The 24,917-nt window shown below is 61.1% G+C and carries 23 protein-coding genes and 1 pseudogene; 4 read left to right on the top strand and 20 right to left on the bottom strand.

Translation table 11 applies throughout. The features are described from left to right. Positions 1-151 precede the first annotated feature (151 nt). Positions 152-2,857 carry an ATP-binding protein gene (locus tag MHM84_RS00120; RefSeq protein ID WP_239261185.1) on the top strand — a complete coding sequence of 902 codons (2,706 nt, stop codon included), beginning with the start codon at positions 152-154 and terminating at the stop codon, positions 2,855-2,857. A 6-nt stretch (positions 2,858-2,863) separates the two neighbouring features. Here the strand turns inward: MHM84_RS00120 and pdxJ are convergent, their stop codons facing one another. The 11 genes from pdxJ to rpoE all read right to left on the bottom strand — a co-directional run bounded on the left by pdxJ (position 2,864) and on the right by rpoE (position 13,379). Further along, on the bottom strand, positions 2,864-3,676 hold the full coding sequence (gene pdxJ, locus MHM84_RS00115) for a pyridoxine 5'-phosphate synthase (RefSeq protein ID WP_239261183.1): 813 nt from the start codon (positions 3,674-3,676) through the stop codon (positions 2,864-2,866). A 26-nt stretch (positions 3,677-3,702) separates the two neighbouring features. Next, a complete protein-coding gene (gene recO / locus MHM84_RS00110) occupies positions 3,703-4,407 on the bottom strand; it encodes a DNA repair protein RecO (RefSeq protein ID WP_239261181.1) in 705 nt (234 codons plus the stop codon). A gap of 5 nt (positions 4,408-4,412) precedes the next feature. Further along, complete coding sequence (era, locus tag MHM84_RS00105; protein ID WP_239261180.1) at positions 4,413-5,312, bottom strand: GTPase Era; 900 nt, start codon at positions 5,310-5,312, stop codon at positions 4,413-4,415. Beyond that, complete coding sequence (gene rnc / locus MHM84_RS00100; RefSeq protein WP_239261179.1) at positions 5,309-5,998, bottom strand: ribonuclease III; 690 nt, start codon at positions 5,996-5,998, stop codon at positions 5,309-5,311. The genes era and rnc overlap by 4 nt, the downstream gene beginning before the upstream one ends. A gap of 51 nt (positions 5,999-6,049) precedes the next feature. Then, complete coding sequence (gene lepB / locus MHM84_RS00095) at positions 6,050-6,853, bottom strand: signal peptidase I (protein WP_239261178.1); 804 nt, start codon at positions 6,851-6,853, stop codon at positions 6,050-6,052. A gap of 13 nt (positions 6,854-6,866) precedes the next feature. Then, on the bottom strand, positions 6,867-8,684 hold the full coding sequence (gene lepA / locus MHM84_RS00090) for a translation elongation factor 4 (protein WP_239261177.1): 1,818 nt from the start codon (positions 8,682-8,684) through the stop codon (positions 6,867-6,869). A gap of 175 nt (positions 8,685-8,859) precedes the next feature. Then, positions 8,860-10,281, bottom strand: a complete 1,422-nt coding sequence (locus MHM84_RS00085; protein WP_239261176.1) for a DegQ family serine endoprotease — start codon at positions 10,279-10,281, stop codon at positions 8,860-8,862. Positions 10,282-10,439: 158 nt separating this feature from the next. Then, positions 10,440-10,892 carry a SoxR reducing system RseC family protein gene (locus tag MHM84_RS00080; RefSeq protein WP_239261175.1) on the bottom strand — a complete coding sequence of 151 codons (453 nt, stop codon included), beginning with the start codon at positions 10,890-10,892 and terminating at the stop codon, positions 10,440-10,442. A gap of 7 nt (positions 10,893-10,899) precedes the next feature. Continuing rightward, the gene (locus MHM84_RS00075) at positions 10,900-11,859 is read right to left on the bottom strand and encodes a MucB/RseB C-terminal domain-containing protein (protein WP_239261174.1); all 960 of its coding nucleotides are present in this window, start codon (positions 11,857-11,859) and stop codon (positions 10,900-10,902) included. A gap of 20 nt (positions 11,860-11,879) precedes the next feature. Beyond that, positions 11,880-12,581, bottom strand: a complete 702-nt coding sequence (locus tag MHM84_RS00070) for a sigma-E factor negative regulatory protein (protein WP_239261172.1) — start codon at positions 12,579-12,581, stop codon at positions 11,880-11,882. 192 nt (positions 12,582-12,773) lie between these two features. Beyond that, entirely contained in the window at positions 12,774-13,379 is a 606-nt protein-coding gene (rpoE, locus tag MHM84_RS00065; RefSeq protein WP_239261171.1) for an RNA polymerase sigma factor RpoE, read from the bottom strand. Between the two features lie 287 nt (positions 13,380-13,666). On the opposite strand from rpoE, the gene MHM84_RS00060 reads away from it, so the two are divergent. After that, positions 13,667-14,743 (top strand): 3-deoxy-7-phosphoheptulonate synthase, encoded by a 1,077-nt coding sequence (locus MHM84_RS00060; RefSeq protein ID WP_239261170.1) that lies wholly within the window; start codon positions 13,667-13,669, stop codon positions 14,741-14,743. Positions 14,744-14,808: 65 nt separating this feature from the next. Here the strand turns inward: MHM84_RS00060 and dinG are convergent, their stop codons facing one another. Together dinG and rhlB are read right to left on the bottom strand one after the other, a co-directional pair. Next, positions 14,809-16,944: an ATP-dependent DNA helicase DinG gene (dinG, locus tag MHM84_RS00055; RefSeq protein ID WP_239261169.1), complete on the bottom strand. Its 2,136-nt coding sequence runs from the start codon at positions 16,942-16,944 to the stop codon at positions 14,809-14,811. Positions 16,945-16,952: 8 nt separating this feature from the next. Next, the gene (gene rhlB, locus MHM84_RS00050; RefSeq protein WP_239261168.1) at positions 16,953-18,227 is read right to left on the bottom strand and encodes an ATP-dependent RNA helicase RhlB; all 1,275 of its coding nucleotides are present in this window, start codon (positions 18,225-18,227) and stop codon (positions 16,953-16,955) included. Between the two features lie 156 nt (positions 18,228-18,383). On the opposite strand from rhlB, the gene MHM84_RS00045 reads away from it, so the two are divergent. Both MHM84_RS00045 and xthA read left to right on the top strand, forming a co-directional pair. After that, entirely contained in the window at positions 18,384-18,626 is a 243-nt protein-coding gene (locus tag MHM84_RS00045; RefSeq protein ID WP_239261167.1) for a hypothetical protein, read from the top strand. Next, complete coding sequence (gene xthA, locus MHM84_RS00040) at positions 18,626-19,441, top strand: exodeoxyribonuclease III (protein WP_239261166.1); 816 nt, start codon at positions 18,626-18,628, stop codon at positions 19,439-19,441. Before MHM84_RS00045 ends, xthA begins: the two co-directional genes overlap by 1 nt. Before the next feature lie 4 nt (positions 19,442-19,445). Here the strand turns inward: xthA and MHM84_RS00035 are convergent, their stop codons facing one another. The 7 genes and pseudogenes from MHM84_RS00035 to MHM84_RS00005 all read right to left on the bottom strand — a co-directional run. Next, a complete protein-coding gene (locus tag MHM84_RS00035; protein WP_239261165.1) occupies positions 19,446-20,657 on the bottom strand; it encodes a hypothetical protein in 1,212 nt (403 codons plus the stop codon). A gap of 51 nt (positions 20,658-20,708) precedes the next feature. After that, on the bottom strand, positions 20,709-21,479 hold the full coding sequence (locus MHM84_RS00030; protein WP_239261164.1) for an energy transducer TonB: 771 nt from the start codon (positions 21,477-21,479) through the stop codon (positions 20,709-20,711). Then, positions 21,479-21,883 (bottom strand): biopolymer transporter ExbD, encoded by a 405-nt coding sequence (locus MHM84_RS00025; RefSeq protein WP_239261163.1) that lies wholly within the window; start codon positions 21,881-21,883, stop codon positions 21,479-21,481. Before MHM84_RS00025 ends, MHM84_RS00030 begins: the two co-directional genes overlap by 1 nt. Further along, positions 21,876-22,421, bottom strand: coding sequence for a MotA/TolQ/ExbB proton channel family protein (locus MHM84_RS00020; RefSeq protein ID WP_239261162.1), 546 nt, complete (start codon positions 22,419-22,421; stop codon positions 21,876-21,878). Before MHM84_RS00020 ends, MHM84_RS00025 begins: the two co-directional genes overlap by 8 nt. Beyond that, positions 22,405-23,799 (bottom strand): MotA/TolQ/ExbB proton channel family protein, encoded by a 1,395-nt coding sequence (locus MHM84_RS00015; protein WP_239261160.1) that lies wholly within the window; start codon positions 23,797-23,799, stop codon positions 22,405-22,407. The genes MHM84_RS00020 and MHM84_RS00015 overlap by 17 nt, the downstream gene beginning before the upstream one ends. Then, the gene (locus MHM84_RS00010; protein WP_239261159.1) at positions 23,796-24,605 is read right to left on the bottom strand and encodes a DUF3450 domain-containing protein; all 810 of its coding nucleotides are present in this window, start codon (positions 24,603-24,605) and stop codon (positions 23,796-23,798) included. Before MHM84_RS00010 ends, MHM84_RS00015 begins: the two co-directional genes overlap by 4 nt. A 167-nt stretch (positions 24,606-24,772) precedes the next feature. Next, positions 24,773-24,917 (bottom strand): annotated as a pseudogene (locus tag MHM84_RS00005) (electron transfer flavoprotein subunit alpha/FixB family protein); the annotation flags it as partial.

The following is a 24,917-nucleotide window of genomic DNA, read 5'->3' as shown; positions in this document are numbered from 1 at the left end:
TTGCTAGCCGAGAGATCCGAGCCTTTTCGAACAATCGGCAACTGGGCGAAAAATTCGTTGCCGACATTATATCCATGCTACCCCGCACTGGACAGGCGGGCTTGAACTCTGTGGCATACTGTTACCCTGATCATCGTCCGCTGGATATTTCATGGCCTTGAAGACCCGGCTGTTTGCGCTCTCGCTAGGCATCCCCTTGCTGTTGACCCTGTTATATACCGGTTATCTGCTGGCTCAGGACAGCCAACAGCGCTCTGCCATGCTCCAGGTGCGCCTGGAAGAAGCCATCGACCTTCTCTCGCCGTCCATGGCCGGAGCGCTCAATACAGGCGACATGGCTTCTCTCGAAGAGCTTACGCAACGTCTTCTGGACCTTCGCGGCGTTCAGTCCGTGACGCTCCGACAGCGATCCGGAGACTCCTTGCTGCGCATGGGCACCACCCAGTCGGTCCCGGCGCTGCCCCTACCCAACCAAACGACACTGGTCAAAGGCGAGCAAAGCTGGCGCTTCATCGAGCCGCTGCCGGTGGTCACACCGCAAGGCGACTCACGGGCCACGCGCAGCAATCAGTATTGGGTGGACCTGGCCATCAACGGTAACGAGATGGAACTCATGACCTATCGCCAGTTGGCCAACCATGCCCTGGTCTGGATTGGCATGGCCCTGCTGTTGCTGGCGCTGGCCTACGTCATTCACCGCCGCTTCTTTCCGGTGCTATCCGCGCAGCGCGATGCACTGGCCAGACTCAGCACCGGCGACTACGAGTATCGGCTCCCCACGCGCGGGCCCCAGGAATTGATTCCCCTGACCCAGGCCATCAATGCCATAGGCCAACATCTCCTCGATAGCCGCAACAACATGCGCCAACAGATCGAGCAGACCACCGCGGACCTGCAGGAGTCGATGGAAACCATCGAAATCCAGAACATCGAACTCGACATGGCCCGCCGTCGCGCGCAACAGGCCAACCGCATCAAGTCGGAATTCCTCGCCAACATGAGCCATGAAATACGCACACCGCTGAACGGCATCATCGGTTTCTGCCGTCTGCTAGGGCGCAGCCGTCTCGATGCTCGCCAGCGCGAGTGGCTCGGCCACGTGGCAACGGCCTCGGACAGTTTGCTTTCGCTCATCAACGATATCCTCGACTTCTCCAAGATCGAAGCCGGCAAGCTGGAACTCGAATCCGTACCTATCGACATGGTCGCGATGGTCGACGAAGTACTGACGCTCCAGGCACCAACGTCACAACAGAAGGACCTGCAGCTCCTGGGCCTGGTGTATGACGATGTACCTGCCGAGCTGATAGGCGACCCCCTGCGTATCAAGCAGGTGCTGACCAACCTGGTGCACAACGCCGTGAAATTCACCGAAACGGGTGAAGTCATCGTGAGAGTGCTGGTCGAGGAATCGGACAATGGCGACCCGGTGCTCGGCGTCAAGGTCAACGATACCGGCATAGGGCTTTCCGCCGAGCTCCAGCAGCGCCTCTTTCAGCCTTTCAGTCAGGTTTCCACGGCACGTACGCGCCACCATGGTGGATCGGGGCTGGGCCTGATGATCTGCAAACAGTTGATCGAACAGATGGGGGGCCAAATCGCCGTCTCCAGCCGCCCCGGTCAGGGCAGCGAATTTCGCTTCACGCTGCCCCTTCGGCTGACTGACGTACACCAAACGGAACGACCGCCCGAAGTGCAGTTGGATGGTCCGCAAGTCGCCATTTACGAGCCGCACGACGCGACGCGCCGAGCCTTGTGCCATCTCTTCGAACGCTGGGGCGCCAGCGTTCATGTCATTGGCGGCAATCATGCCCTGGAGCCGGCCCGCTTCGACCTGATGATCGTGGGGCTACAGCGGCACGAACTTCAGGAACACGCCTTGCAGAGTTGGAACGAGTGTCTGTCTGGCCTGGCCTGTCCTGTCCTGGCCTTGGTCAATACCAATCCCTATGACGTAACCGAACTTCGCCTGCCGCCGCGGAGCGATATATTGCCCAAGCCGTTCGGGCGTGGAAAATTGGCGGATAGCGTACGGCGACTGCTCGGCCAGAGCGACGCCCGGGGCCAGGAAGATAACCTTCCCAACGGCGCCAAGCCCGGCTTGCGACAGCATCGCGTCATGGTGGTTGACGACATCCTCTCCAACCGCCTGCTCATCAAGGAGCTTCTCGATCAGGCGGGCCTCGAATGCCTTCTCGCCGCCAGCGGCGAGGAAGCGCTCGCCCTCGCCCATGAACATTCCGTCGGGCTCGTACTTATGGATATTCGCATGCCCGGCATGAATGGCGTCGAGGCCATGCAGTCCCTGCGCCGTCTGGGAGGCAGTTGGGCGAGTTGCCCGTATATTGCGCTGACGGCCCATGCGCTGGAGGATGAAACCCGCAAGCTGCTTGAGGCCGGCATGCACGAAGTGCTGACCAAGCCGCTGCAAGAGCGCTCGCTCGCCAAGGTGCTGGAAACCTACCTGGACATCAAACTGAAACTGCGCACGAAACATGAGCGGCATCACACGGAAGACGAACTGCCGGTCGTGGATATGGAATTGGGACGCGCCATGGCCGGAGGCAACCCTGAGCTGGCCGAAGACACCCTGAAAATGCTACTCGACAGTCTGGACGACAACGAGAAGACATTACGCCAGGCGTACTCCCAAGGCGATTCGGAAGCGTTGCTCGACGCCGTGCATTATTTGAACGGCGCTTGCCGTTACTGCGGTGTGCCGCAACTGGCCCTGCTCTGTGAATCCCTGGAAACACGTCTGCGCACGCAGGGCATAACGGCCATCGATGACATGCTCGATGCCGTTTTCGAGGCCATGCAACGCCTGCGTGAATGGCAGGCGTCGCAGGCTCGCTGAGCCGCGTCAATGACAGCAGTCACTGCCCTCTTCATGGCCATGGTCATGGTCATGGTCGTGGCTCTCCAGAGCAGCCACGAAGCCGGCTTCCTGTCCTGCAATCACCAGCCGCTTCATCTCGGCGACGGCCTCTTTCAAACCGACGAACAAGGCACGCGCAATGATGGCATGACCGATATTCAGTTCGTTCACACCGGGAATCGCCGCGATGGCCTCAACGTTGTGATAATGCAGGCCATGGCCGGCATTGACGGTCAGACCAAGCTCATTGGCAAGTTCCGCCGCGGCGGCAATGCGTTCGTACTCGATGCGCATCGCATCACCGACAGCCTCCGCATAGGCCCCGGTATGCAGTTCGATCGTTGGCGCGCCCACGTCGAGCGCCGCCCGGATCTGGTCGGGGTCGGGATCGATGAACAACGAGACGTCGCAGCCGGCTGACGCCAGTCTCCGGCAGGCATCGGCAATCCGCTCACGGCCAGCGATTACGTCGAGTCCGCCCTCGGTCGTGAGCTCCTCGCGCTTTTCCGGCACCAGGCATACATGGGCCGGCCGGATCCGTTCAGCCAATGCGATCATCTCATCGGTGACCGCCATCTCCAGATTCATGCGGGTGTTCAACACATCGGCAAGGATCCGAATATCGCGATCCTGGATATGTCGGCGGTCTTCGCGAAGATGCACCGTGATGCCATCCGCGCCGGCCTCTTCGGCCAGCAAGGCGGCCTGAACCGGATCGGGATAGCGGGTTCCCCTGGCTTGCCGCAGGGTAGCGATATGATCGATGTTGACGCCCAGCAGGATACGCGGCGGGTTCATAGCAACTCCATGCAAACGAAAGAATGTCAGGAAGGACGGCGACGCGCTGCCAAGCGGTACATCAATTCACGCGAGCGCAGCGGCTTGTCCCCCAGCAAAGGCGACAATGCCGCGCGGGTCAACGCCTTGGCGACCCCCGCCAATCCGGGTTGTGTCCAATCGCCCTGCGCCAACAGACGAAGGCTGCGGCCATCGACACCGCCCTGCCCGTCAGGCGCCGTCTCGAAGCGGCGATAGCCGGCACGATAGACATAGCGTCCCTGGGGATCCAGCTCACGATCCTCGATATCGCGAAACACAGGGTCCGCATCCAGCGCCTCCAGCACCGCGAGCTCGAGCCGCCGCAAGCCAGGCGCACGACGCTCCGGCGCGGGCAGCGCCTCCAGCAGCGATGTATAAAAGGCGAACACCTCGGGAACGGAAAATTCCACCGGCAACACGCGGCTCAGCAGCTCATTGGCGTACAGGCCGCACAGTAGCCCCTCGCCAGCCAGCAGCGCCGACGCGCCTCGCGACTCCATGAGACGCAGGCGCTTGAGATCGCCGTTACCGATCCAAGTGACGTGCAGGGGGGCGAACGGTTGCAGGCGCGAACGACTCTTGCTGCCTGCGCGCTGTACACCCTGAGCGACTGCGCGCACCCGGCCGTGGCCGAGCGTGAGCAGTTCTACCAGTGCGCTGGTCTCGCGGTACGGACGTCTATGAAGCAAATACGCCGGCTGCGGCTGCATTCCGGTTACTCGAGATCGTAACCGAGACTTTTCAGAGCGCGATCGTCATCCGACCAGCCACGCTTGACCTTGACCCATAGATTGAGCATGACCTTGGCGCCAAACGCCTTCTCCATGTCCAGGCGAGCCTCGCGACCGATCTTCTTGATCCGCTCACCGTTCTCGCCGATCAGAATCTTCTTTTGTCCCGGGCGCTCGACCAGCATCAGTGCGCTGATGTGGATAATCCGCCCTTCGTCGCGAAACTCCTCGATCTCCACCGTCATCTGGTAGGGCAGCTCGTCGCCGAGCTGGCGCATGACCTTTTCCCGCACCAGTTCGGCGGCGAGAAAACGCTGACTACGGTCGGTAATCTGATCGTCCGGGAAGTAATGGATGCTCTCGGGCAGGTACTTGGCGACTTCCGCTTCCAGCTCGGGGACGTTGGTTCCATGCTTGGCCGAAATCGGCAGAATGGCGGCAAACGTTCGCTTGGTCTGCAACTGCTCGAGCCAGGGCAATAGCTCCTGCTTGTTCTCGACCCAATCGACCTTGTTGACGGCGAGGATGACCGGCGCCTCGACATGCGTCAGCTTGTCGAGCACGTTGTCGTCCTCCCGGGTCCAGCGGGTCCGGTCGACCAGGAACACCACGCAGTCCACGTCACGCAGGGCCTGGGTGGCGGCCTGGTTCATGAAGCGGTTGATCGCCTTGTTGCGATCCTTGCTCTGAATGTGCATGCCAGGCGTGTCGACATAGATGAACTGCGCATCGTCCTCGGTCTTGATGCCCATCACTTGGTGCCGCGTGGTTTGCGGGCGACGCGAAGTGATCGATATTTTCTGGCCCAGGATTCGATTCATCAGTGTCGACTTGCCGACGTTGGGACGCCCGACGATCGCTACGAAACCACAGGTCTGGGTCATGCTCGCCCTCCTTTCGGCTCTAGCAGCGACAATGCTTTCTCGGCGGCTTCCTGTTCGGCATGGCGCCGACTGGTACCGACACCGAGTGTATGTTTATCGATCATGTCGACATGGCATTCGACGGTAAACGTCTGTGCATGGGCCTCGCCTTGCACGCTCGTCACTTCATAGCGGGGTAACGCCGCTTGACGCGACTGCAGGAACTCCTGCAACCGGGTCTTCGGATCCTTCTGCGTGTCCTGCAGGTCGATCGACTCGAGCCGTGTACCGTACCAGGATAGAACCCGCGCCTTGGCGACATCCATACCGGCGTCCAGATAGATGGCGCCGATCAGGGCTTCGATGGCATCCGCCAAAATCGAGTCGCGCCGAAAGCCTCCGCTCTTCATTTCGCCAGAGCCAAGACGCAACTGCTCACCGACGGCGAATTCACGTGCCAGCTCCGCCAGTGTCTGTCCTTTGACCAGACGAGCGCGCAACCGCGAAAGCTGCCCCTCTCGTGCCTGGGGGAAGCGCTGAAAAAGCGCCTCGCCAATGACGAAATTGACGATGGAATCACCCAGAAACTCCAGCCGCTCGTTGTTATCGCCACCGTAGCTGCGGTGGGTCAACGCCAGCTCCAATAGAGAGGGATCGCGGAAGGAGTGGCCGATCCGTCGGCTGAAGGCTTGATGGGAGGTACTCACTAAACACCTGCTTTATGTATTGGCTTGGCGTGCCGGTTGAAGCCGGCCGGTTCATTCAATGGCACGTACCGTCGAGAAACTCGGCAGGCCGCCATCCCAGTGCATCCATACGGCAAACGCCTTACCGACGATGTTCTCTTCCGGAACGAAGCCCCAGTAGCGGCTGTCGTTCGAGTGGTCACGGTTATCGCCCATCATGAAATAATGATTGTCGGGAACGACCAATTCACGCACCTGAGGGCCAGGATCGCGTGGATTGTTGTAAATACCGTGAACATGCTCGCCCAGTTCCTCCTCGAACAGCAACTCACCCGGCGCTGCCGGTGGCGATGCATCGATCAACTGTTTGGGAACGGGTTCGCCGTTGACATACAGCTGCTTGTCCTCGTAGCGAATATGGTCGCCAGGCAAGCCAATCACTCGCTTGATAAAGTTGACGGAGGGTTCTTCGGGAAAGCGGAACACCATCACGTCGCCCCGCTCGGGCTCGCCCAGGTCCACGATTTCGGTATGCAACACCGGCAGACGCAGGCCATAGGTAAATTTGTTCACCAGGATGAAATCGCCCACCTTCAGCGTTGGCCGCATCGATCCGGAAGGAATCTGGAACGGCTCGATGACGAAGCTGCGCAGCACCAGCACAACCAGCAACACCGGAAAGAAAGAGCGCGCATAATCCACCGGCCAGGGCTCCTTGGCCAGCTTGCGGCGCGCCTTGGGCTCCAGAGGACCTCCCGCACTCGCCTCGGCAGTGGCCAAGCGAGCTTGGCGATGCCGGCGCCACCAGACCACGTCCAACAGCCAAACCAACCCCGTGACGGCGACAGCCACCACCAAAAGCAGCGAAAAATCCATGAGTTTCGTGTTCCTAGTCGTTCACCTTGAGCACGGCAAGGAAGGCATCCTGCGGAATCTCCACTCTACCGACCTGCTTCATGCGCTTCTTGCCCGCCTTCTGCTTCTCGAGGAGCTTTTTCTTACGCGTGACGTCACCGCCATAACACTTGGCAGTCACGTTCTTGCGCAGTGCCTTCACGGTCGATCGCGCCACGACCTGGCCGCCGATCGCCGCCTGTATCGCGACATCGAACATCTGGCGCGGGATCAATTCCTTCATTTTCTCGACCAGCAGGCGTCCACGCCCATGGGCATGATCACGGTGAATGATAGCGGCCAGGGCATCGACCTTGTCACCATTGATCAGCACGTCCAGGCGCACCAGCTTGGCGGCCTGGAAGCGTTCGAAGCTGTAGTCGAGGGAAGCATAGCCGCGCGAGATCGACTTCAGTCGATCGAAGAAGTCCATGACGACTTCGCTCATCGGCAGTTCATAGGTCAGTTGGATCTGGTTGCCCAGAAATTGCATGTCGAGTTGCACGCCCCGCCGCTGCTCGCATTCGGCGATCACATTGCCCACGAACTCCTGCGGCACCAGGATACTGGCACGCACGATGGGCTCGCGCATCTCGTCGACGTTGGCCATGTCGGGCAGCTTGGAAGGGTTGGAGACATAGCGTATCTCACCGTTATCCATGGCCAGTTCATAGACAACCGTCGGCGCGGTGGTGAGCAGATCGAGATCGTATTCGCGTTCGAGCCGTTCCTGGATGATTTCCATGTGCAGCGTGCCGAGAAACCCGACACGAAAGCCGAAGCCCAGGGCATCGGAATTTTCCGGCTCGTAGTCAAGCGAGGCATCGTTCAGCGCCAATTTCTCCAGCGCATCGCGGAAATCTTCGTAATCGTCGGCACTCACCGGGAACATGCCGGCATAGACCTGCGGCTTGACCTTCTGGAAACCGGGCAGGCGAGGCACATCGGGGGTCTTGGCATGGGTAATGGTATCGCCCACCGGCGCGCCATGAATATCCTTGATGCCGGCCACCACGAAGCCGACCTCACCGGCACGCAGCATACCGGTCTGGTGACGCTTGGGCGTGAAGATCCCCACCTCGGTGACGTCCCAATCGCGGCCCGTGGATTTCATACGGATCTTGTCGCCCTTCTTCAACGTGCCGTCGAAGAGGCGGACCAGCGACACTACGCCGAGATAGTTGTCGAACCAGGAGTCCACGATCAACGCCTGCAGGGGAGCGTCGGCATCGCCCTTGGGCGGCGGAATATCGCGCACCAGTCGCTCGAGAAGCCCTTCCATGCCGAGCCCTGTCTTGGCCGAGACCTGACAGGCATCGACGGCATCGAGACCGATGATCTCCTCGATTTCCTGGGCGACACGATCCGGATCGGCCTGGGGCAGATCGATCTTGTTGAGCACCGGCAGGACTTCCAGGTTCTGAGCGATCGCCGTATAGCAGTTGGCTACCGACTGGGCTTCGACGCCCTGGGCTGCATCGACGACCAATAACGCCCCCTCACAGGCGTAAAGCGAGCGCGAGACTTCGTAGGAGAAGTCGACATGCCCGGGCGTGTCGATGAAATTGAGCTGATAGGTTTCGCCATTCTCGGCCTGGTAGTCGAGCGTAACCGACTGGGCCTTGATCGTGATGCCCCGCTCGCGCTCGATATCCATCGAGTCGAGTACCTGCTCTTTCAGTTCACGCTCGGTCAGGCCACCGCAGATTTGGATGATGCGATCGGCCAGGGTCGACTTACCGTGATCGATGTGGGCGATGATCGAGAAGTTTCGTATGTGACTGATGCGACCGGGACTTGCCTTGTCTGTCATTTAACCTATATCCGCCATGCTGGTTGCGCGCCCTTGTCCAGGCGCAACGGGCAAATTTGCCGGCCATTGTACCGACAAGCCGGCACCAAGGACAGCGAGCCGGCTCACGCGGTGACGAAACAGCGACGGGGCCGCATGGCCCCGTCGCAATCACTGGCATGTCGCTAGCACTGTCTTACTCTGCCTGCCCCAGACGCAGGGCAACGAACAGCGAGCGACCATCACGGTACAGGCGCAGCGGCACGGCGCGATTGCCTTCGACCTGACTGATCACTTCGGCCAACTGCTCGGGAGAGGCGATATCCTGCTGATCCAGCGACACGATGATATCGCCGGCGCGGACACCCGCCTTGGCAGCGGCACCGGCAGGATCGACCTGGACCACACGCACGCCGGAGTCGAGTTCGAGACGCTCGAGCTGCTCCTGCTCCAGCGGCGCAACGCTGATCCCCAGACGTGATTGCGGATCACGTGCGTCACCGGACGCACCGGCCCGGGCCTCTTCCGGCCAGTCGCCCACGGTCACGGTCTTTTCGACGCGCTCACCGTTACGCAGCACTGCGAGGTCGGCCTCTTCGCCGGGATTGACGCGTCCGATCAGGCGCGGCAGCGTCGTGGAGCTATCGACCTCCTCGCCGTTCACGGACAGGATGATATCCCCTGCCTTGAGTCCGGCATCGGCGGCCGGCGTGTTCGGCGCCACTTCTGCAATCAGGGCGCCCTTGGCACCGTCCAGCCCAAAGGACTCCGCCAGATCACGCGATACCGGCTGAATCACGACACCCAGCCAACCGCGGCTGACACGACCTTCAGAGCGCAGCTGGTCGGCGATGTCCATGGCAACGTTGATGGGAATGGCGAAGGACAGCCCCATGAAGCCACCGCTGCGGGTGAAAATCTGGGAGTTGATGCCTACCACTTCTCCGTCGAGGTTGAACAACGGACCGCCGGAATTGCCTGGATTGATCGCCACATCGGTCTGGATGAAGGGCACATACGCATCACTCGGCAGGGTACGGTCGATGGCGCTGACGATACCTGACGTCACCGAGTGATCGAAGCCGAACGGCGAGCCGATGGCCGCCACCCATTCACCGACCTCGAGCTGGTTGGAATCGCCGATATTGAGTGTCGGCAGATTATTGGCATCCACTTTCAACAAAGCGACGTCGGTCTTGGCATCGGAACCGACGACTTCGGCATTGAGTTCGCGGCGATCGTTCAGACGCACCACGACCTCATCGGCACCGTCGACGACGTGCGCATTGGTCAGGATGTAGCCATCCTTGTCGATAATGAAGCCGGAGCCCAGCGAATGGCGCTCTTCCGAGCCGCCAGGAATGCCGCCCTGCCCGAAAGGAATCTGATCGCCGAAGAAGTGGCGGAAGATTTCGGGGATTTCCTGCCCCTGAGGGCCGGAGAACGGCATGCTACGACGCTCGACCTGACGCGTCGTGGAGATGTTGACCACTCCCGGCGCAGCCTGCTTGACCAGCTCGGTAAAGTCGGGCAATTCCTGAGCCTGTGCGGCCTGCACACCGAGCGTAGCGACCAGCAGCAACAGCCACACGGAGAATTGTCGTTTAATGCGTTGCATTGGGTACTCCTGCTTCGTGCACTTGAGCTTAAGCAAATTACAGTCTTGTCATGACCAGAGGTTGCGAGCCGGGACGACTCGTTAACGCTCGGAACGCCAGTTTTGATAGCAAGGCAAGAAAAGAGTTCATCATCGGCGCCAAAATCATTGGCAGCCTGTCACGCCGAGGTTCCATCGACCAGCAGATGCGGGCGATAACGGCGGCCCCAGCTCCGGCCACGCCAGCGCGCAACGCTCACGCCGATCATCAGTCCGCCAACGAACATCAGCGGTACGCTGGCATGCCCCGGCGCAGCCATCGCCTCGGCAATGCTTCCCGCCAACAAAGCGCAGCCCAGTGGCCAGGCATATACCGTCAGTGCGGCATTCAACAAGCCACGTGCAGGCACCTTGACGTGCACGATATCGCCCACCGTTAGCGTACTCGAAGTAGCGATCCAGAGACGGGAGCGGGCCCGCCGACGTGACAGCAACCCCATGCCACAGGAGGTACGTCCGGAACAGCCCTGACAGCCCGTCAGCGGCAGCGTTTCTATCCAGACGCCTTCGGAGAGTACATCCACTACACGGCCCGGTGTCTCCAGCCAGGCAATATCCGAATCGTACACCATCACAACGTCACGACGCGGGCGCGAGGCGAGAGGAATCGGGTTGGAACTGCATTTCCGCTGCGACACGCACCAGGATCTGCGGAGGCAATTCACCCATCACTACGATCTGCATCAGCCGCCCGCCGAGGGGCAAGTGTCGTACAGCGGCGTAGGAAATGCCCAGACGATGCAGGCCCGGCCGCAAAGCAGGAGAATCGTCGGACAAGGGTTCGATGAACAAGCTGAAACTCGACAGGCCATCACTGTATAACCGATGCGACAGGGCGCTTCTCGGCGCCTCTCCCGTATCGGGCAACGGCGAAAGCTGATATCCCGCAGGCAGCCAGCCGGGTTGCCAGGGCCCTTCGGGACGAGGGGTGAACGTTTCGAAAGAGATCGATTGCTCGTACAGTGACGGATCGACGAGTTCCGTCATCTGAAAGGTTTCCAGGATGCGGCCATCCACATCGAGCAGGACCTGCTTCAGAGGCAGTCCCGTCTGGGTATCCAGCCAAAAGCGATGACCATAACGGAGAGCGTCGAGGGGCTCGATGTCCAGGCGAACACTGCGCCTTCCCGCAATCCGCTCTTCGCCACCCAGCGTCAAACGATAATATTGCCCTATATGCTCTGCATCCATCGATGAGGCAATCGGCTTGGCACCTTCGCTGACGCTACTGCCGCTCCCGACGATCTTGCCATGCCGTTCGTAGACGACGGGCGGACCATCGAGGTAGCTCGCAACCTCACGGACCACGCCATTGCGTATGTCGTGAGAGAGCGCCAGCGTCCGCACCCCTTCGCGACTGATACGAACGGCACGTGCCTGAAAGATATAGCAGTGCCCTGCCAGCATGCTGCGCTCAAGCCATTCGATTGCCATGGACGGCGTCGGTTCATCGGCGAGCCGACGGCAATCGAATCCCTTGGGCTCGGCATTGGCCGACACCGCGAACGACATCAGTAACACGCTGACAGCCTTACGCATAACGAAACGCGACCTGACCATCAACGAGTACTCAGCGATTCCTGTGCGGATGCACGCAACAGCGGCATCCAGGCTTCACCGGAGCGATAGGCCGCTCCATCGGCATGTCGGTCCAGATAGGACTGGAGCACCCGGGCCTGTTCGAGATCCGCACGCTGAGACTGGCGCTGATTCGGTGACATGAACAGCGGCGCGTTATCGACGCCAGCACCAACGGACATCAGGCCGCCGCCAAGCATCGGCGACGTCTGAAACATCGGCATGTCGACCGGCGTTCCCAACGAGTCGGCCGTCGCCATGGACGAGGATGCCACCGGCAAGGATGTGGCGTTGTCGACGTTGCGGCTGGCCATGTCGGATGTTCCGTCAGCGTCCAGACCGTTGTAGAACTGCACGCCGGTGATCACCATCAAGGAAACGGCGGCGGCAACGGCCGCGCTGCCTGCGAAGGAGAACGAGCCATGGCGACGCGTCTGCCGGGAAGTGTCAGCCATGTAAGGTACAGGCTCGTCCTTGATACGAGCCATGATGCCCGCCGACAGATCGGCGCTGACATCGATGTCTCGATCGCGCTGCATGAGACTGCGGGCCAGATGATAGCGGCGCCAGCGCTCAGCGGCATCAGGCGAATCGTCGAGAACCTTTAGCACACGTCGCAATTCGAGTTCGTCGCCTTCATTGTCCATCAACGCAGACAGTGATTCGCACAGATCGTCCTTCATCCTCACACCCTCATACTCGCCAATGCGCTTGGTCGGAGTCGCTCCGATCCATTATTATCAGCTCGTTACGTACCATGCCCAAGCATCTCCAGGATACTGGCACCATTCCCCTCGCACCGTGTGGCGCGAACACCTCTTGAGACGTCACGAGCGCTGGACAGTTCATTCGGTTCACGAAAAAAGTTTTTGCCGTCATTCCTGCACAAGATCCTTGGTACGTGCCGTGCCCACATAGGGCTGAATATGCTTGTCCACGGCCTCACGAGCACGGAAAATACGCGAACGCACCGTACCTACGGGGCACTGCATGATATTGGCAATGTCCTCGTACGACAGGCCATCGAGTTCGCGAAGCGTGATCGCCGTACGCAGGTCCTCGGGCAGATTCTCCAACGCTTCGAAGACGGCCGCTTCGAGCTGGTCGCGCGACACCGCGGCTTCGGGCGTTTCGATGTCCGACAGACGCCCACTCTGATCGATGACCTCGGCGTCGCCAATGTCCAAGTCGCTGCCAGGCGGGCGGCGCCCCTTGGAGACCAGGTGGTTCTTGGCGGTATTGATGGCGATTCGATACATCCAAGTATAGAAGGCACTTTCGGAGCGAAACTTGTCCAAGGCCCGGTAGGCCTTGATGAACGCCTCTTGAGCAACGTCCTGCACTTCGGCATGGTCGTGCACGTAGCGGCCGATCAGACCGATGATCTTGTGTTGATATTTCTTTACCAGTAGGTCGAACGCCCGCGTATCACCTTGCTGGGCTCTTTCCACGAGTTGCTGATCGGTTTCCCTGTTGCCCATTCACCCTCTCCCCTTGCGGGCTGGACGGGGCGCGTACTCAGCGCGTACGGGATCGGTCATGAGTGGCATGGTTCGCTTCAGGATCATGGAGTCGGTCTGTGGCCCCGTGCTGGTCATCGTTAACACAAGTGTTCCTGTTTATTGAAATACCTTCAAGTTTGGCGGCAGACCGCTTCCAGCATAGTGCCGACCGAGTCCCTTTCGCCCCACCGGCATTGATTTTCTATCAGCCAACGCGCGATAGTAGACAACATTCCCTCCCAGCGCGAACAGTTACAGGTAGCTGAATGTCAGAACAGCAGGTTAACAATATCAACGTCCTGGCACAGGACGTATTGATCACGCCAGATGACCTGAAGCGTGATATCCCCTTGTCCGAAGCGGCGGAAAGGACAGTCATCGAAGGACGACGGACCATTCAGCGCATTCTCGATGGCGACGACCCCCGCCTGGTCGTGGTGGTAGGCCCTTGCTCGATCCACGACGTGAAAGCCGCCAGGGATTATGCCCGTCGCCTGAAGACATTGGCCGAAGAGGTCAAGGATTCGTTGTATATCGTCATGCGTGTCTACTTCGAGAAGCCACGCACTACGGTCGGCTGGAAAGGATTGATCAACGACCCGCACCTCAACGACTCCTTCGAGATCGAGGAAGGTCTGCATATCGCTCGCAGCCTACTGGTGGAATTGGCCGAGATGGGCCTCCCGCTCGCCACCGAAGCGCTCGACCCGATCTCTCCGCAGTATCTGCAGGACTGTATCAGTTGGTCAGCCGTCGGTGCACGCACCACCGAGTCCCAGACCCACCGCGAGATGGCATCCGGCCTGTCCTCTCCCGTCGGCTTCAAGAACGGCACCGACGGTAGCCTCGACGTCGCCGTGAATGCCCTACAGTCCGTCGCCCATCCGCACAATTTTCTGGGTATCGACCAGACCGGCAAGGTCGCCATCATCCGCACCCGAGGGAATGCCTACGGCCATGTCGTGCTGCGGGGCGGCAACGGCAAGCCCAACTACGATAGCGTCAGTGTGGCGTTGGCGGAGCAGGAACTCAACAAGGCAGGCCTTGGCGCAAACATCATGATCGACTGCTCGCATGCCAACTCCAACAAGGATCCGGCATTGCAGCCTCTGGTCATGGAGAACGTCACCAACCAGATCCTCGACGGCAATCGCTCCATCATGGGGCTGATGGTCGAATCTCACCTGGGCTGGGGTAGCCAGAAGATTCCCGAAGATCGCAGCCAACTGAAATACGGCGTCTCGATCACCGATGCCTGCATCGATTGGGAAACGACCGAAAAGACCTTCCATAGCATGGCCGAAAAGCTCAAGCCGGTTCTATCCCAGCGCCGCAGTGCATAACGCAGGCCGAAACGCTCCAAATCCCGAAGGCCTACCGGAAACGGTAGGCCTTCGGCTTGCCTGACTCATTGCATCACGCCATCGATCTCGCGCCGGAACGGTGGCAATGCATCGAGCAGCGCCCGACCATAGCGACGCGTCAGGACGCGCCGATCCAAGAGCGTAATACGCCCCTGATCGGCTTCCTTGCGGATCAGTCGCCCACAGGCCTGAACCAGCTTGATCGAGGCATCGGGCACGGAAATGCGCATGAAAGGATTGCCGCCGCGACTCTCGATCCACTCGGCCATGGTGGCGCCGACCGGATCGTCAGGCACGGCAAAGGGCAGCCGCGTGATGACTACGTGGGTCAGATAGTCGCCCGGCAAATCGATACCCTCGGCGAAACTGGCAAGACCGAAAATGATGCTGCCTTCGCCGGCATCGACTCGTTTGCGATGACGCTCGATGAGCTCCCGCTTAGGCAATCGGTCCTGGGAAAGGACGCGATCCTGCTGCATGCCAGGCAATGCCTTTTCCACGGCACGCATCTGTGCCCGCGAAGAGAACAGCATCAGCACCGCTTCGCTCGCTTCCAGCGAGGCGACGAAATCGACGATGGCTCTCTCGTGAGACTCGCGGTCCACTGGATCGACCGCCATCCGCGGGATACTCAGCACTGCCTTGGAATAATCGAAAGGACTCGGCAAACGTTGATAACGATAACGATTGGCTAACCCGGCACGCTCCTGAATTCGCTCGAATCGGCCCAACGCCGTCAACGTCGCGGAGGTGATGACCGCCCCGAAGCAACTGCCCCAGAGATAACGAGCCAGGGTTTCTGCCGCCGAAACGGGGCTAGCCGAATACGTCAGTTCGCTATCCCCCCCTTGCTGCTCGAAGGTCATCCAGCGCGCCTGCGGTGGTTCTCCCTCCCTATCGTCCGCGGCCATGGCCTGCCATAAGGCATGAGCCTCGAGGGCACGACCGTGCAGGAGAGCCACCAAGGGCAGCCAAGGCTCGGCCTGTTCTTTCGCCAAGCCGGTCGATTTCTCCGGGTCGAGGCTTTCGCGCAGGATATCGGCCATGGTTTCCAGGTTGCGCGACAGCTCGGCGAACGGCACGACCAAGGCGGACGCCAATTCCCGCAGCGGACCAGGCGCACGCCCCATCGTGAAGCGATGATGCCGAGCTTCCTCGCCTGCACCATGAGGCAGGTCGGCAAGCTGATGCCCCAGGGCAAAGGCTTCACCGAGACGGGGCTCGAGCGCCGCGATCAACTCAGGAAAACCGGCCAACAACCTTGCCAGCGTCGGCTGGGCGCCAAGCGCCGTGTTCAACTCGGTCAACGATTTCTTGAGCGTACGCAACCAGCGCAGCGTGGCATTGACGCCAAAGCGATGATAGAAGTGCTCCAATGCCTTGTCCGGCAGATGGTGCCCTTCATCGAATACATAGATGCAGTCCTTGGGCGGCGGCAGCACGATACCACCGCCCAGTGCCAGGTCCGCGAGCACCAGATCGTGGTTGGCGACGATGACGTCGGCCTGATCGAGGTGGCGCCGCGCGCGAAAGAACGCACAAGCACTGAAATGACTGCAGCGACGGTTGGTGCATTGCCGATGGTCGGTCGTCAGGCGGCGCCAATGGCCGTTCTCAATGGCACCGGGCCAACTGTCCCGGTCTCCTTCCCAGCGGCCATTGCCGTAGGCTTCCGCCAGTTCCTGCACCAGTGCATGGAAATCGTCCCCGTCGCGGGATTCGAGTGCCTGCTCGAACAGCGACAACGTCGGGTTATCCTCGACGCCGTCCATGGCCTGATCCAGCTTGGCCACACACAGATAGCGCCCGCGTCCCTTGGCCAGGGCATAATGAAACGACAGCCCACTGTGCTTCTTGAGCGCGGGGAGATCCTGATGCAACACCTGCTCCTGCAACGCCACGGTGGCTGTCGAAACGACGAGCCGCTTGCCACGCGCCTGGGCCACCGGCAATGCCGACAATAGATAAGCCAGCGTCTTGCCGGTTCCCGTCCCGGCTTCGAGCACACAGATGTGCTCATTGGAGAGGCGACGCCCGCTGTCGTCCGCCTCGATGGAAGCCAGAGTCCGAGCAATTTCGGCGATCATCAGTCGCTGGCCGTAGCGAGGAGTCAGGTCGAGCCCCTCCAGGACCCGACGATAGGCGGTTTGGATCTCGTCCTTCAGGGACTCTTCGAGCATGGCTTTTCTCAGAGCAATCCTTCGGGCGGATGCTCGCAGGGAAGCTTGTCATTGATGAAGCGCTCGATTTCGGGCAGCGAAAAGGCGTCTTCCTCACCCACGAAGCTAATCGACACGCCCTTGGCCCCGGCACGCCCGGTACGCCCGATGCGATGCACATAGTCCTCGGGATCTTCCGGCAGCGTATAATTGATGACATGGCTGACATCATCGATATGAATGCCGCGACCCGCCACGTCGGTGGCAACCAGCACCGTCACCTCACCTTCACGGAAACGCTCGAGGGTCTTGATACGCTGGTTCTGGGGCACATCCCCGGATAGCATCGCCACGTTGATATCGGCCTTGCGCAGCAGATCGTCCAGCTTGCGAACCAGATCGCGACGGTTGCCGAATACCATGACGCGCTCGAAGTCCTCCTGCTTGAGCAGATTCACCAATAGGCGCTGCTTGTCATCGTCGCCAACGAGATAGACCCGTTGATCGATGTGCGCTGCGTTATCGACGGTCACCTCGATCTCGACGTGGGCCGGCTGGTGCGTCCATTGGCTGGCGAGATTGAGGATGTCCTGGGTGAACGTTGCCGAGAACAGGAAGGTCTGACGTTCCTCCTTCTTGGGCGTGTAGCGAATGATACGCTTGACGTCGGGGATGAACCCCATCGACAGCATGCGGTCCGCCTCGTCGAGCACCAGCACCTCGACCTGACTCAGATCGACGTCGCGTTTCTGATGGAAGTCGAGTAGTCGACCGGGCGTAGCTACGAGGATATCGAGCGTCTTGCCGAGATTGTCGCGCTGCTTCTGGTAATCCATGCCACCGACCACGCTGGCCACGTTGAGGGACGTGAAGCGCGCAAGGGCCTTGGCATCCTTTTCGATCTGCAGGGCCAGTTCCCGTGTCGGTGCCACGATCAGCGCACGCGGCGCACCTGGCAGTTGCCCGTCCGGGACTTCCTCCTCGAGGAAGTAGGCCAGCATGGAGATCAGGAAGGCCGCCGTCTTGCCGGTGCCGGTCTGGGCTTTGCCCACCACGTCGCCACCCAGCAACGTGTGTGCCAACGCCTCGGCCTGAATCGGCGTGCAGTATTCGAACCCCAGGGCATGGATCGCCCGCATCAGCGGCAACGGCAGATCGAAATCATGGAAGCGCCACTTGCCTGCAACCGGCGCCACCTGAAATTGCCGCAGGTCCCAGCTGGGCTGCGATCTGCGCGGCTTGCGACGGCGACGCTTGGGTTTGCGGTTCTGGGCCGGTGCAGGGGTCTTTTCCGACTCACTCATAGGCTTGAGATTCTATTCCGGAATTCGATGGATGGAGAAACAAGCCGCCATTGTAACAGTCATTGGCCATCAGGGCGCGCCCCGACACTCGCACGTATCTGTCGGCCGTTCCTGCCTAGCTGGTAGAATCGCCCTCATCCAACACAGGGAAACGCTATGACACGCAAGAAGAAGACGCGCTCGCTGGCCGACAAGGTGACCCTGCGTACCGGTCGGCGCAAAGACTATCGCAAGTGGCGCCATGAGAATCCCGACGAGGTGACCTCTTCACGGCGATTCGTCCAGAAAAAGCGCCAGCAGCGCAAGGCGCAGGCTGCGCGCAAGCAGGCCCGCCAACAGCAAGCGCCTAAACTGGACCTTCATCGTCCGGGCGATGGCCATGGAAAAGGAGACGAGTGATGCGCCTTGTGTCCTTCAATATCAACGGCATTCGTGCCCGGCTCCACCAGTTGGAGGCACTGGTGACTACGCATTCGCCGGACGTCATCGGCCTGCAGGAAACCAAGGTGCACGACGATGAGTTCCCGGCCGATGCCGTAAGGTCATTGGGCTACCACGTCTACTATCATGGCCAAAAAGGCCATTATGGCGTGGCACTGCTCTGCCGCGAGGAGCCCGACGAGGTCTTCTACGGATTTCCGGACGACGGTGAAGAGGCCCAGCGTCGCCTGATCGGCGCCCGCCTCAAAGGCGCTGACGGACAGACCATGACCGTCTGGAACGGTTATTTCCCCCAGGGGGAAAACATCGGCCACCCGACGAAGTTCCCCAATAAGGAGCGCTTCTACACCCAGATGCAGCGCCTTCTCGAAGACACGCACCGCCCCGAGGAACGCATAGCGGTCATGGGCGACTTCAACATCTCGCCGGAAGACAGCGACATCGGTATTGGCGAGCCCAGTCGCAAGCGTTGGTTGCGTGAGGGCAAGACCAGCTTTCAGCCGATCGAGCGAGAATGGCTGGGACGCATCAAGTCCTGGGGGATGCAGGATTGTTACCGGCTCTGCTATCCGGACAGCTGCGATAACTTCAGTTGGTTCGACTATCGTTCGCGAGGCTTCGAGCGCGATCCCAAGCGCGGCCTGCGAATCGATTACATTCTGGTCAGCAAGCCCCTGGCCGAGCATGTCACGGATTCCGGCATCGACTACGTGCTGCGTGGCATGGAGCGGCCTTCGGATCACGCACCGGTATGGGCCGAACTCGACCTATAGGTCATCAACTTTCGTTCCGAATCCCGGCCTGGGGGTTCGGAACCTCCGCCTCGCTTGCACTATCGAGGCTGGCCAGCCAAGCCTCGGCCTGGTCGGCACCGGCTTGCCGTGCCGCCAGGAAGGCCTGTCGGGCTTCGTCCCGTTCGCCGAGTTCGACATGGGCGACGCCTTCAAGCAGCCAGGCACGTGCCGAATCTCCCCCGGTTTCGCGTGCCTTGGCCAAGGCGTCGATAGCGGTCTGCCAATATCCCCAACCATATGCCAGCTCGCCGAGACGCTGCCAATCCTGTCCCGCCTGGGTCCGTTCGGCCAATGCCTGCCATGCCTGGAGGGCCTGATCGCGATCTCTTGCTGCCGTCCATGCCTCGGCCAATAAGCGCTGATTGGCCTCGTTACGCGCCAGCTCGCCATCTTCCAGCGCCTGACGCAAATACTCCGCGGCTCTCGCCGGGGTACCGCCCGCCAGGTGCAACTGCGCCAACTGACGCAGATCCTCCGAGGACGACAGCACGCCTTGACGCCAGGCGGCGTCCCAGAGCGCAGCGGCCCTTCCAACGTCGCCCAAGCGCTGGGCCAATGCCGCGGCGCGGCGCCAAGAGGCAGGATCGGCGCTGCCCTGAGCGAGTAGCTGATCCAAAATGGCCAGTGCAGTTTCATTGCGCCCGGCACGTTGATAGATGCTCGCCGCCAGGCCGAGACGCTCTTGCGTCATCGCTGCATCGGCGCGACGGGCGCGATCCACCCACGTTGCCGCTGCCTGCCATTGCGACTGCGTGGCCAAACTCTGAGCCATTAGCCAATAGTCGTCAGCTCCGGCCTGCCCTTCGGCCTGGTTCAGCCAGCGATCGAGAAGCTCGATTCCCCTCTCGCTTTGCCCGGCGCGCAGCCGTAATCGCGCCTCCTGATTCAACCACCGCAGGCGCTGAGCGGACTCCACCCCATCGATGCCGCGTGCCGTGGCAAACAGGTCCGCCGCCTGTGCCTCATTCCCCATACGCGCCTGAGCCGTCGCGGCCAGTTGCAGAAAAAGCGCTCTGGCCCAGCGGTCGGCAGCGTTGCCGCCTTCTAGCCGCTCGGCCGCACTCATGGCCTGGCTTGCTACGTTGGCGGCGTCCCCGTCGGACAAGCGCTGCTGCATGGCCTCCAGACTGCGTACCATATCGGGACGCAACGCCGGTGCTGCCTGACCGATCGCAGGAAAGAGGACGATTGCCAAGATAGCGCTGCTGCACACAAGCGCAAGAAGCTGCCTATGCGTCACCATGCCTTATCCCTCGAGCTTGAATTCAAGACGCTGACGCGCCTCGCGCGGTGCCGACGCGGCAGGAAATTGCCAGTCGGCGATAGCCCTCATGGCTGCGCGCTCGAATACGTTACGCGGCCGAGCCTCGACGACGCGCAACGATCCCTGATCCACCTTGCCGCTGGGCTGAATGGTGAAACGTACCTCGACATACCCTTCGATACCTCGCCTCAGTGCACGCCGTGGGTACTCGGGTGGCACCCGACGTGTCGGCTGCGGGGAAACGATTTCTCCGCTGGCCGCCGGCGCGGGAGCGGCCGCCTGGCCACTATCGGCCAACGACTCGGCAGGGGTCGGCTGAGGTTGCGGACTCGGAGCGGGAGTCGGTTCGGGATCAGGAGCCGGTTCGGGTTCAGGACGCGGCTCCGGCTGCGGTGTCGGCTCGGGCTGAGGCTCGATCTCGGCCAATTCGGGAAGCTCCATTTCCTGAGGCACCGGAGGGGCCTCCATCGCCGGCAAGTCAGGCTCCGGCATGACGATATTGCCATCGATTGCCGGGCTCGGCAGCGGTGCGGGTGGCGGAGGCGGTGCAGCCGCCGGCGGGGGCGGCGGCGCTTCCGCCGGACTCGCTGCCTGCTCGGGCGCTTGTTCAGCGGGCGCCTCGACCATGGATACGGAAAGCGGCATTTCGATGACCTGCCGCTCGTCTTCCGGCGGCGCCACCAGTAGCGCCAGCAAGAAGAACAGGACCAGCGCCAGCGCAATGCCGCCCACTGCACCCAGCAGGTAACGCATCAGCGACCCCCTCGGGTTGCAGCGACGGCGACGTTGTCGACGCCAGCCTCACGTATACGATCCATGACCTCCACCAGCAATCCCGTCGTCGAGTTACGGTCGGCCTGAATGACGACGCTTCCCTCGGCGCTCACCATATCGGCCACCGCCGGCCCGACCCGGTGGGTGTCCACCGGCTTGCCATCGACCCAAACCGCCCCCTCGTTGCTGATAGCCACCATGACCTGGGCATCCGGGCGCGGCGAGGCGGCAGATGACTCGGGACGATCGATCTCGATACCACTTTCCTTGACGAAACTGGTCGTGACGATGAAGAAGATCAACATGATGAATACGACATCCAACATCGGCGTGAGATTTATCTCGGCCGCTTCGCTTTCGCCCTGCATCCGGCGCCTACGCATGGCTCTTCTCCATATCTTCCTCTGCAGCACGGGCCATGCGGTCGTGCAACCGCTGGTCTTCGCGCCGAATCACCTGCTCCAGGCGTGTGGTGAAAAGCAGCCCGACCACGGCAACCGCCATGCCGGCCAGCGTCGGCAAGGTCGCTCGCGCCACCCCATCGGCCATCGCCCGGGCCTGGCCGACGTCCGTCATGGCCAGGCTATCGAACACATGGATCATGCCGGTCACCGTCCCCAGCAGGCCCAACAGTGGACATAAGGCAACCAGCAATTTGAGCCACGGCAGTGGCTGCCGCAAACGTGCAATCAGATCTCGGGTCCAGATCTCACGCAGTGTCAGTGCACTCCAACTGGCGTGGTCGCGGCGCGCTGCCCATTGCGATACCAGCGCCTGTCGAGCCTTACGATGGGCAAAGCGCCAGTAGAACCACCGTTCGAGCCCCAGTGCGAACAAGGCCGTGGCCACCAACGCAATCACGACCAGCACCGCCCCGCCGGACTCGGCGAGACGGTAAAGCGGTTCAAGCAAAAGTGGCATGGCGACGCTCGCTGACCTCTGTCGGACGAGATTCGAGATGTTCCGCCAATACGGCGCTGGCCCGTCCTTCGAGAGTGCCGATCAGATTGCGGCTGCGACTGGCCAGGGCCGTCTGGGCAAACAGCAAGGGCACGGCCGTAATCAGACCCAGCACGGTCGTTACCAGGGCCTGGCTGATCCCACCGGCCATCAATTGCGGATCACCGGTACCGAACACGGTGATCGACTGAAAAGTGACGATCATCCCCGTAACGGTTCCCAGCAGTCCCAGCAGCGGCGCAACGGCGGCCAGCAACTTGACCAGCGGCTGGCCACGCTCCAAGCGAGGCTGCTCGGCCAGCAGCGCCTCGTCGAGGCGAGCTTCCAACGCCTCCGGGGCGTGCCCTTCCCCCAAGGCATTGAACCGCGACAGGACACGCCCCAGGGGATTGTCCTGACGCAGGGCACTCGGCTCACGCAGTTGCCGACGCATACGCACCGTGACGAGCAGCAGATAGGCATACTGCGCTAGAGCGATGATAAGACCAAGCACCCCCAGCGCTACGACGACGTAACCCACGGCACCGCCCTGCTGGAAGCGCTCCCAGAGCGTGGGTTGCTGTGCCAGGGCATCCAGCACGGCTCCACGCGTCGGATCGAAGGCCACTACATCGCCGTTTCCTGCCTGGTACGCCTCAAGAAGCTCCGATACATAGGACGGGGTATGCTCGGCGACGCTCAACGGCCCCGACCCACTAGGCACTTGCAGCAACTGGCCATTGCTGAAGCCCAGGTAGTCGCCAAGGCGCACGACCTCGCGAGACGAGACATTGCCGGCAGCATCGGCGACCGGCGCGGTGATTTCGATGCCTCGGCCACTCTCGAGCGTAAGGGAAATCAGACTGTCTCCAAGTGAGGCGAGCGTAGCCACGTCCAGCAGACCTTCGTCATCGAGACGCTCGGGCAATGCGGCTTGCCCACCGACCGTGAGCCAGCTGGCGTCAAGCGCGTTGCGCAGGTCGCTGGCATGGCGTCGCGCAACATCGTAGACGCTCTCCAGATCGCCAGCTTCTTCGCCCCGGCGTTCCCGCAACTCGGCAAGACGTGCCTGTTGCTCGGACTGCCGGGTTTCCAGCGTCTCCTGACGCTCCCGCGCCTGAGCGAGAGACTCACGCGCCTCGGACAATGCGGTATCCAAAGCCTGTTGATCGTTCAGTAACGCTTCGAGACGTTGGCGATCGCGAGTCTCAGCGGCCTGGCGATCGGCACGCAGAGTTTCCAATAACTGATCGGACGACTGCCTGACGTCTTCAGCCCCGGATTCGCCATCACCACTTTGGGCGAATGCCAACGGTACCCAGAACAGCACACCCAATGTCAGCAGCAAGCGAACCTTCATGACGCGCCCCCGCTCTGCGATCCCGCCGCAGTCACCTCGATGGAGGTCGGCAAGGCCAGCAGTTCCGGCGCGCGTTGCTCGCGCGCAATGCGCAACCCCTTGCGAACTTCAGCCAGCTGGTCGTCGTTGAGCGGCTGCCACTGGTTGGCACGGCTCTTCCAGACACCGCCTTCACTGCCGTCGGGGGCGACGTAGTACCACCCCACACGCCCTAGGCGAAGGTAATCGACTTCACGGTTTTCCGCGCCGGCGAGCTGCCCCTGCCAGGCATCCATCTCGCGCCCATAGTCGAGTTCGGTGCGCCAAGCACCCAAAAGCCGGTCTAGTTTGTCCGACGCGCTCATTTCGGCGTTGGCGAGCATGTTTTCGAGTTCGTCGACGCGTGCCAGGCGCTCCTCCTGGAGGAACGGCAGGTCCGTTTCTACCCATTGGCGCAACCGGTCGACCATGTCACGCATCAGTACCGGCATGGCTTCGCGTGTTTCCGACAGCGTATTCAGCGCCTGTTCACGCTGGGCAATGGTGTCTGCCTGCCGCTCGACCAGTGGGGCGAGCTCTGCATTGTAGGCCTTGAGCCGGTCGGCCTCGCGCTCTGCCGCTCGCAATTTGCGTAGCGCCTCTCGCGTCGCCTCGTCTGCCGCATCGATTTTTTCCTGCAGCTCGGCCTGCTCTCGCTGTGCCTCGATGCTTTCCTCGCGCACCTCGGTCTGTGCCAGCGCCAAGGTACAGGCTCCCATCAGGAGCATGACGACGGATAGACGACGGGAACGGCGCAATCGTCCTTGCTTCATGTGTCTTGCGCTCATCAATTCCTCACTGACGCTGTACGTGACTCGGGGTCACGCCACAGCATATCGGACAGTACAAATGACCAAGCTAATACAAACAAGAACAATTATCAATAAAGCCCAGCAACTTGCATGAAAAAACCGGCCCCTCGAGGGCCGGTTCAGAAGGCGTCACTGCCCTGAGCTTACAGCTTCTGTTCAAGCTCCGGCAGGATCTGGAACAGGTCGCCAACCAGACCATAATCCGCGACCTGGAAGATCGGTGCTTCCTCGTCCTTGTTGATCGCCACGATGACCTTGGAGTCTTTCATCCCCGCCAGGTGCTGAATC

This window comes from Halomonas sp. McH1-25 (assembly GCF_022348165.1).
In the GTDB taxonomy this organism is placed as follows: Bacteria; Pseudomonadota; Gammaproteobacteria; order Pseudomonadales; family Halomonadaceae; genus Modicisalibacter.
The sequence above is the reverse complement of the archived record's forward strand: the minus strand, read 5'-3'. Positions and strand labels throughout refer to the sequence as shown.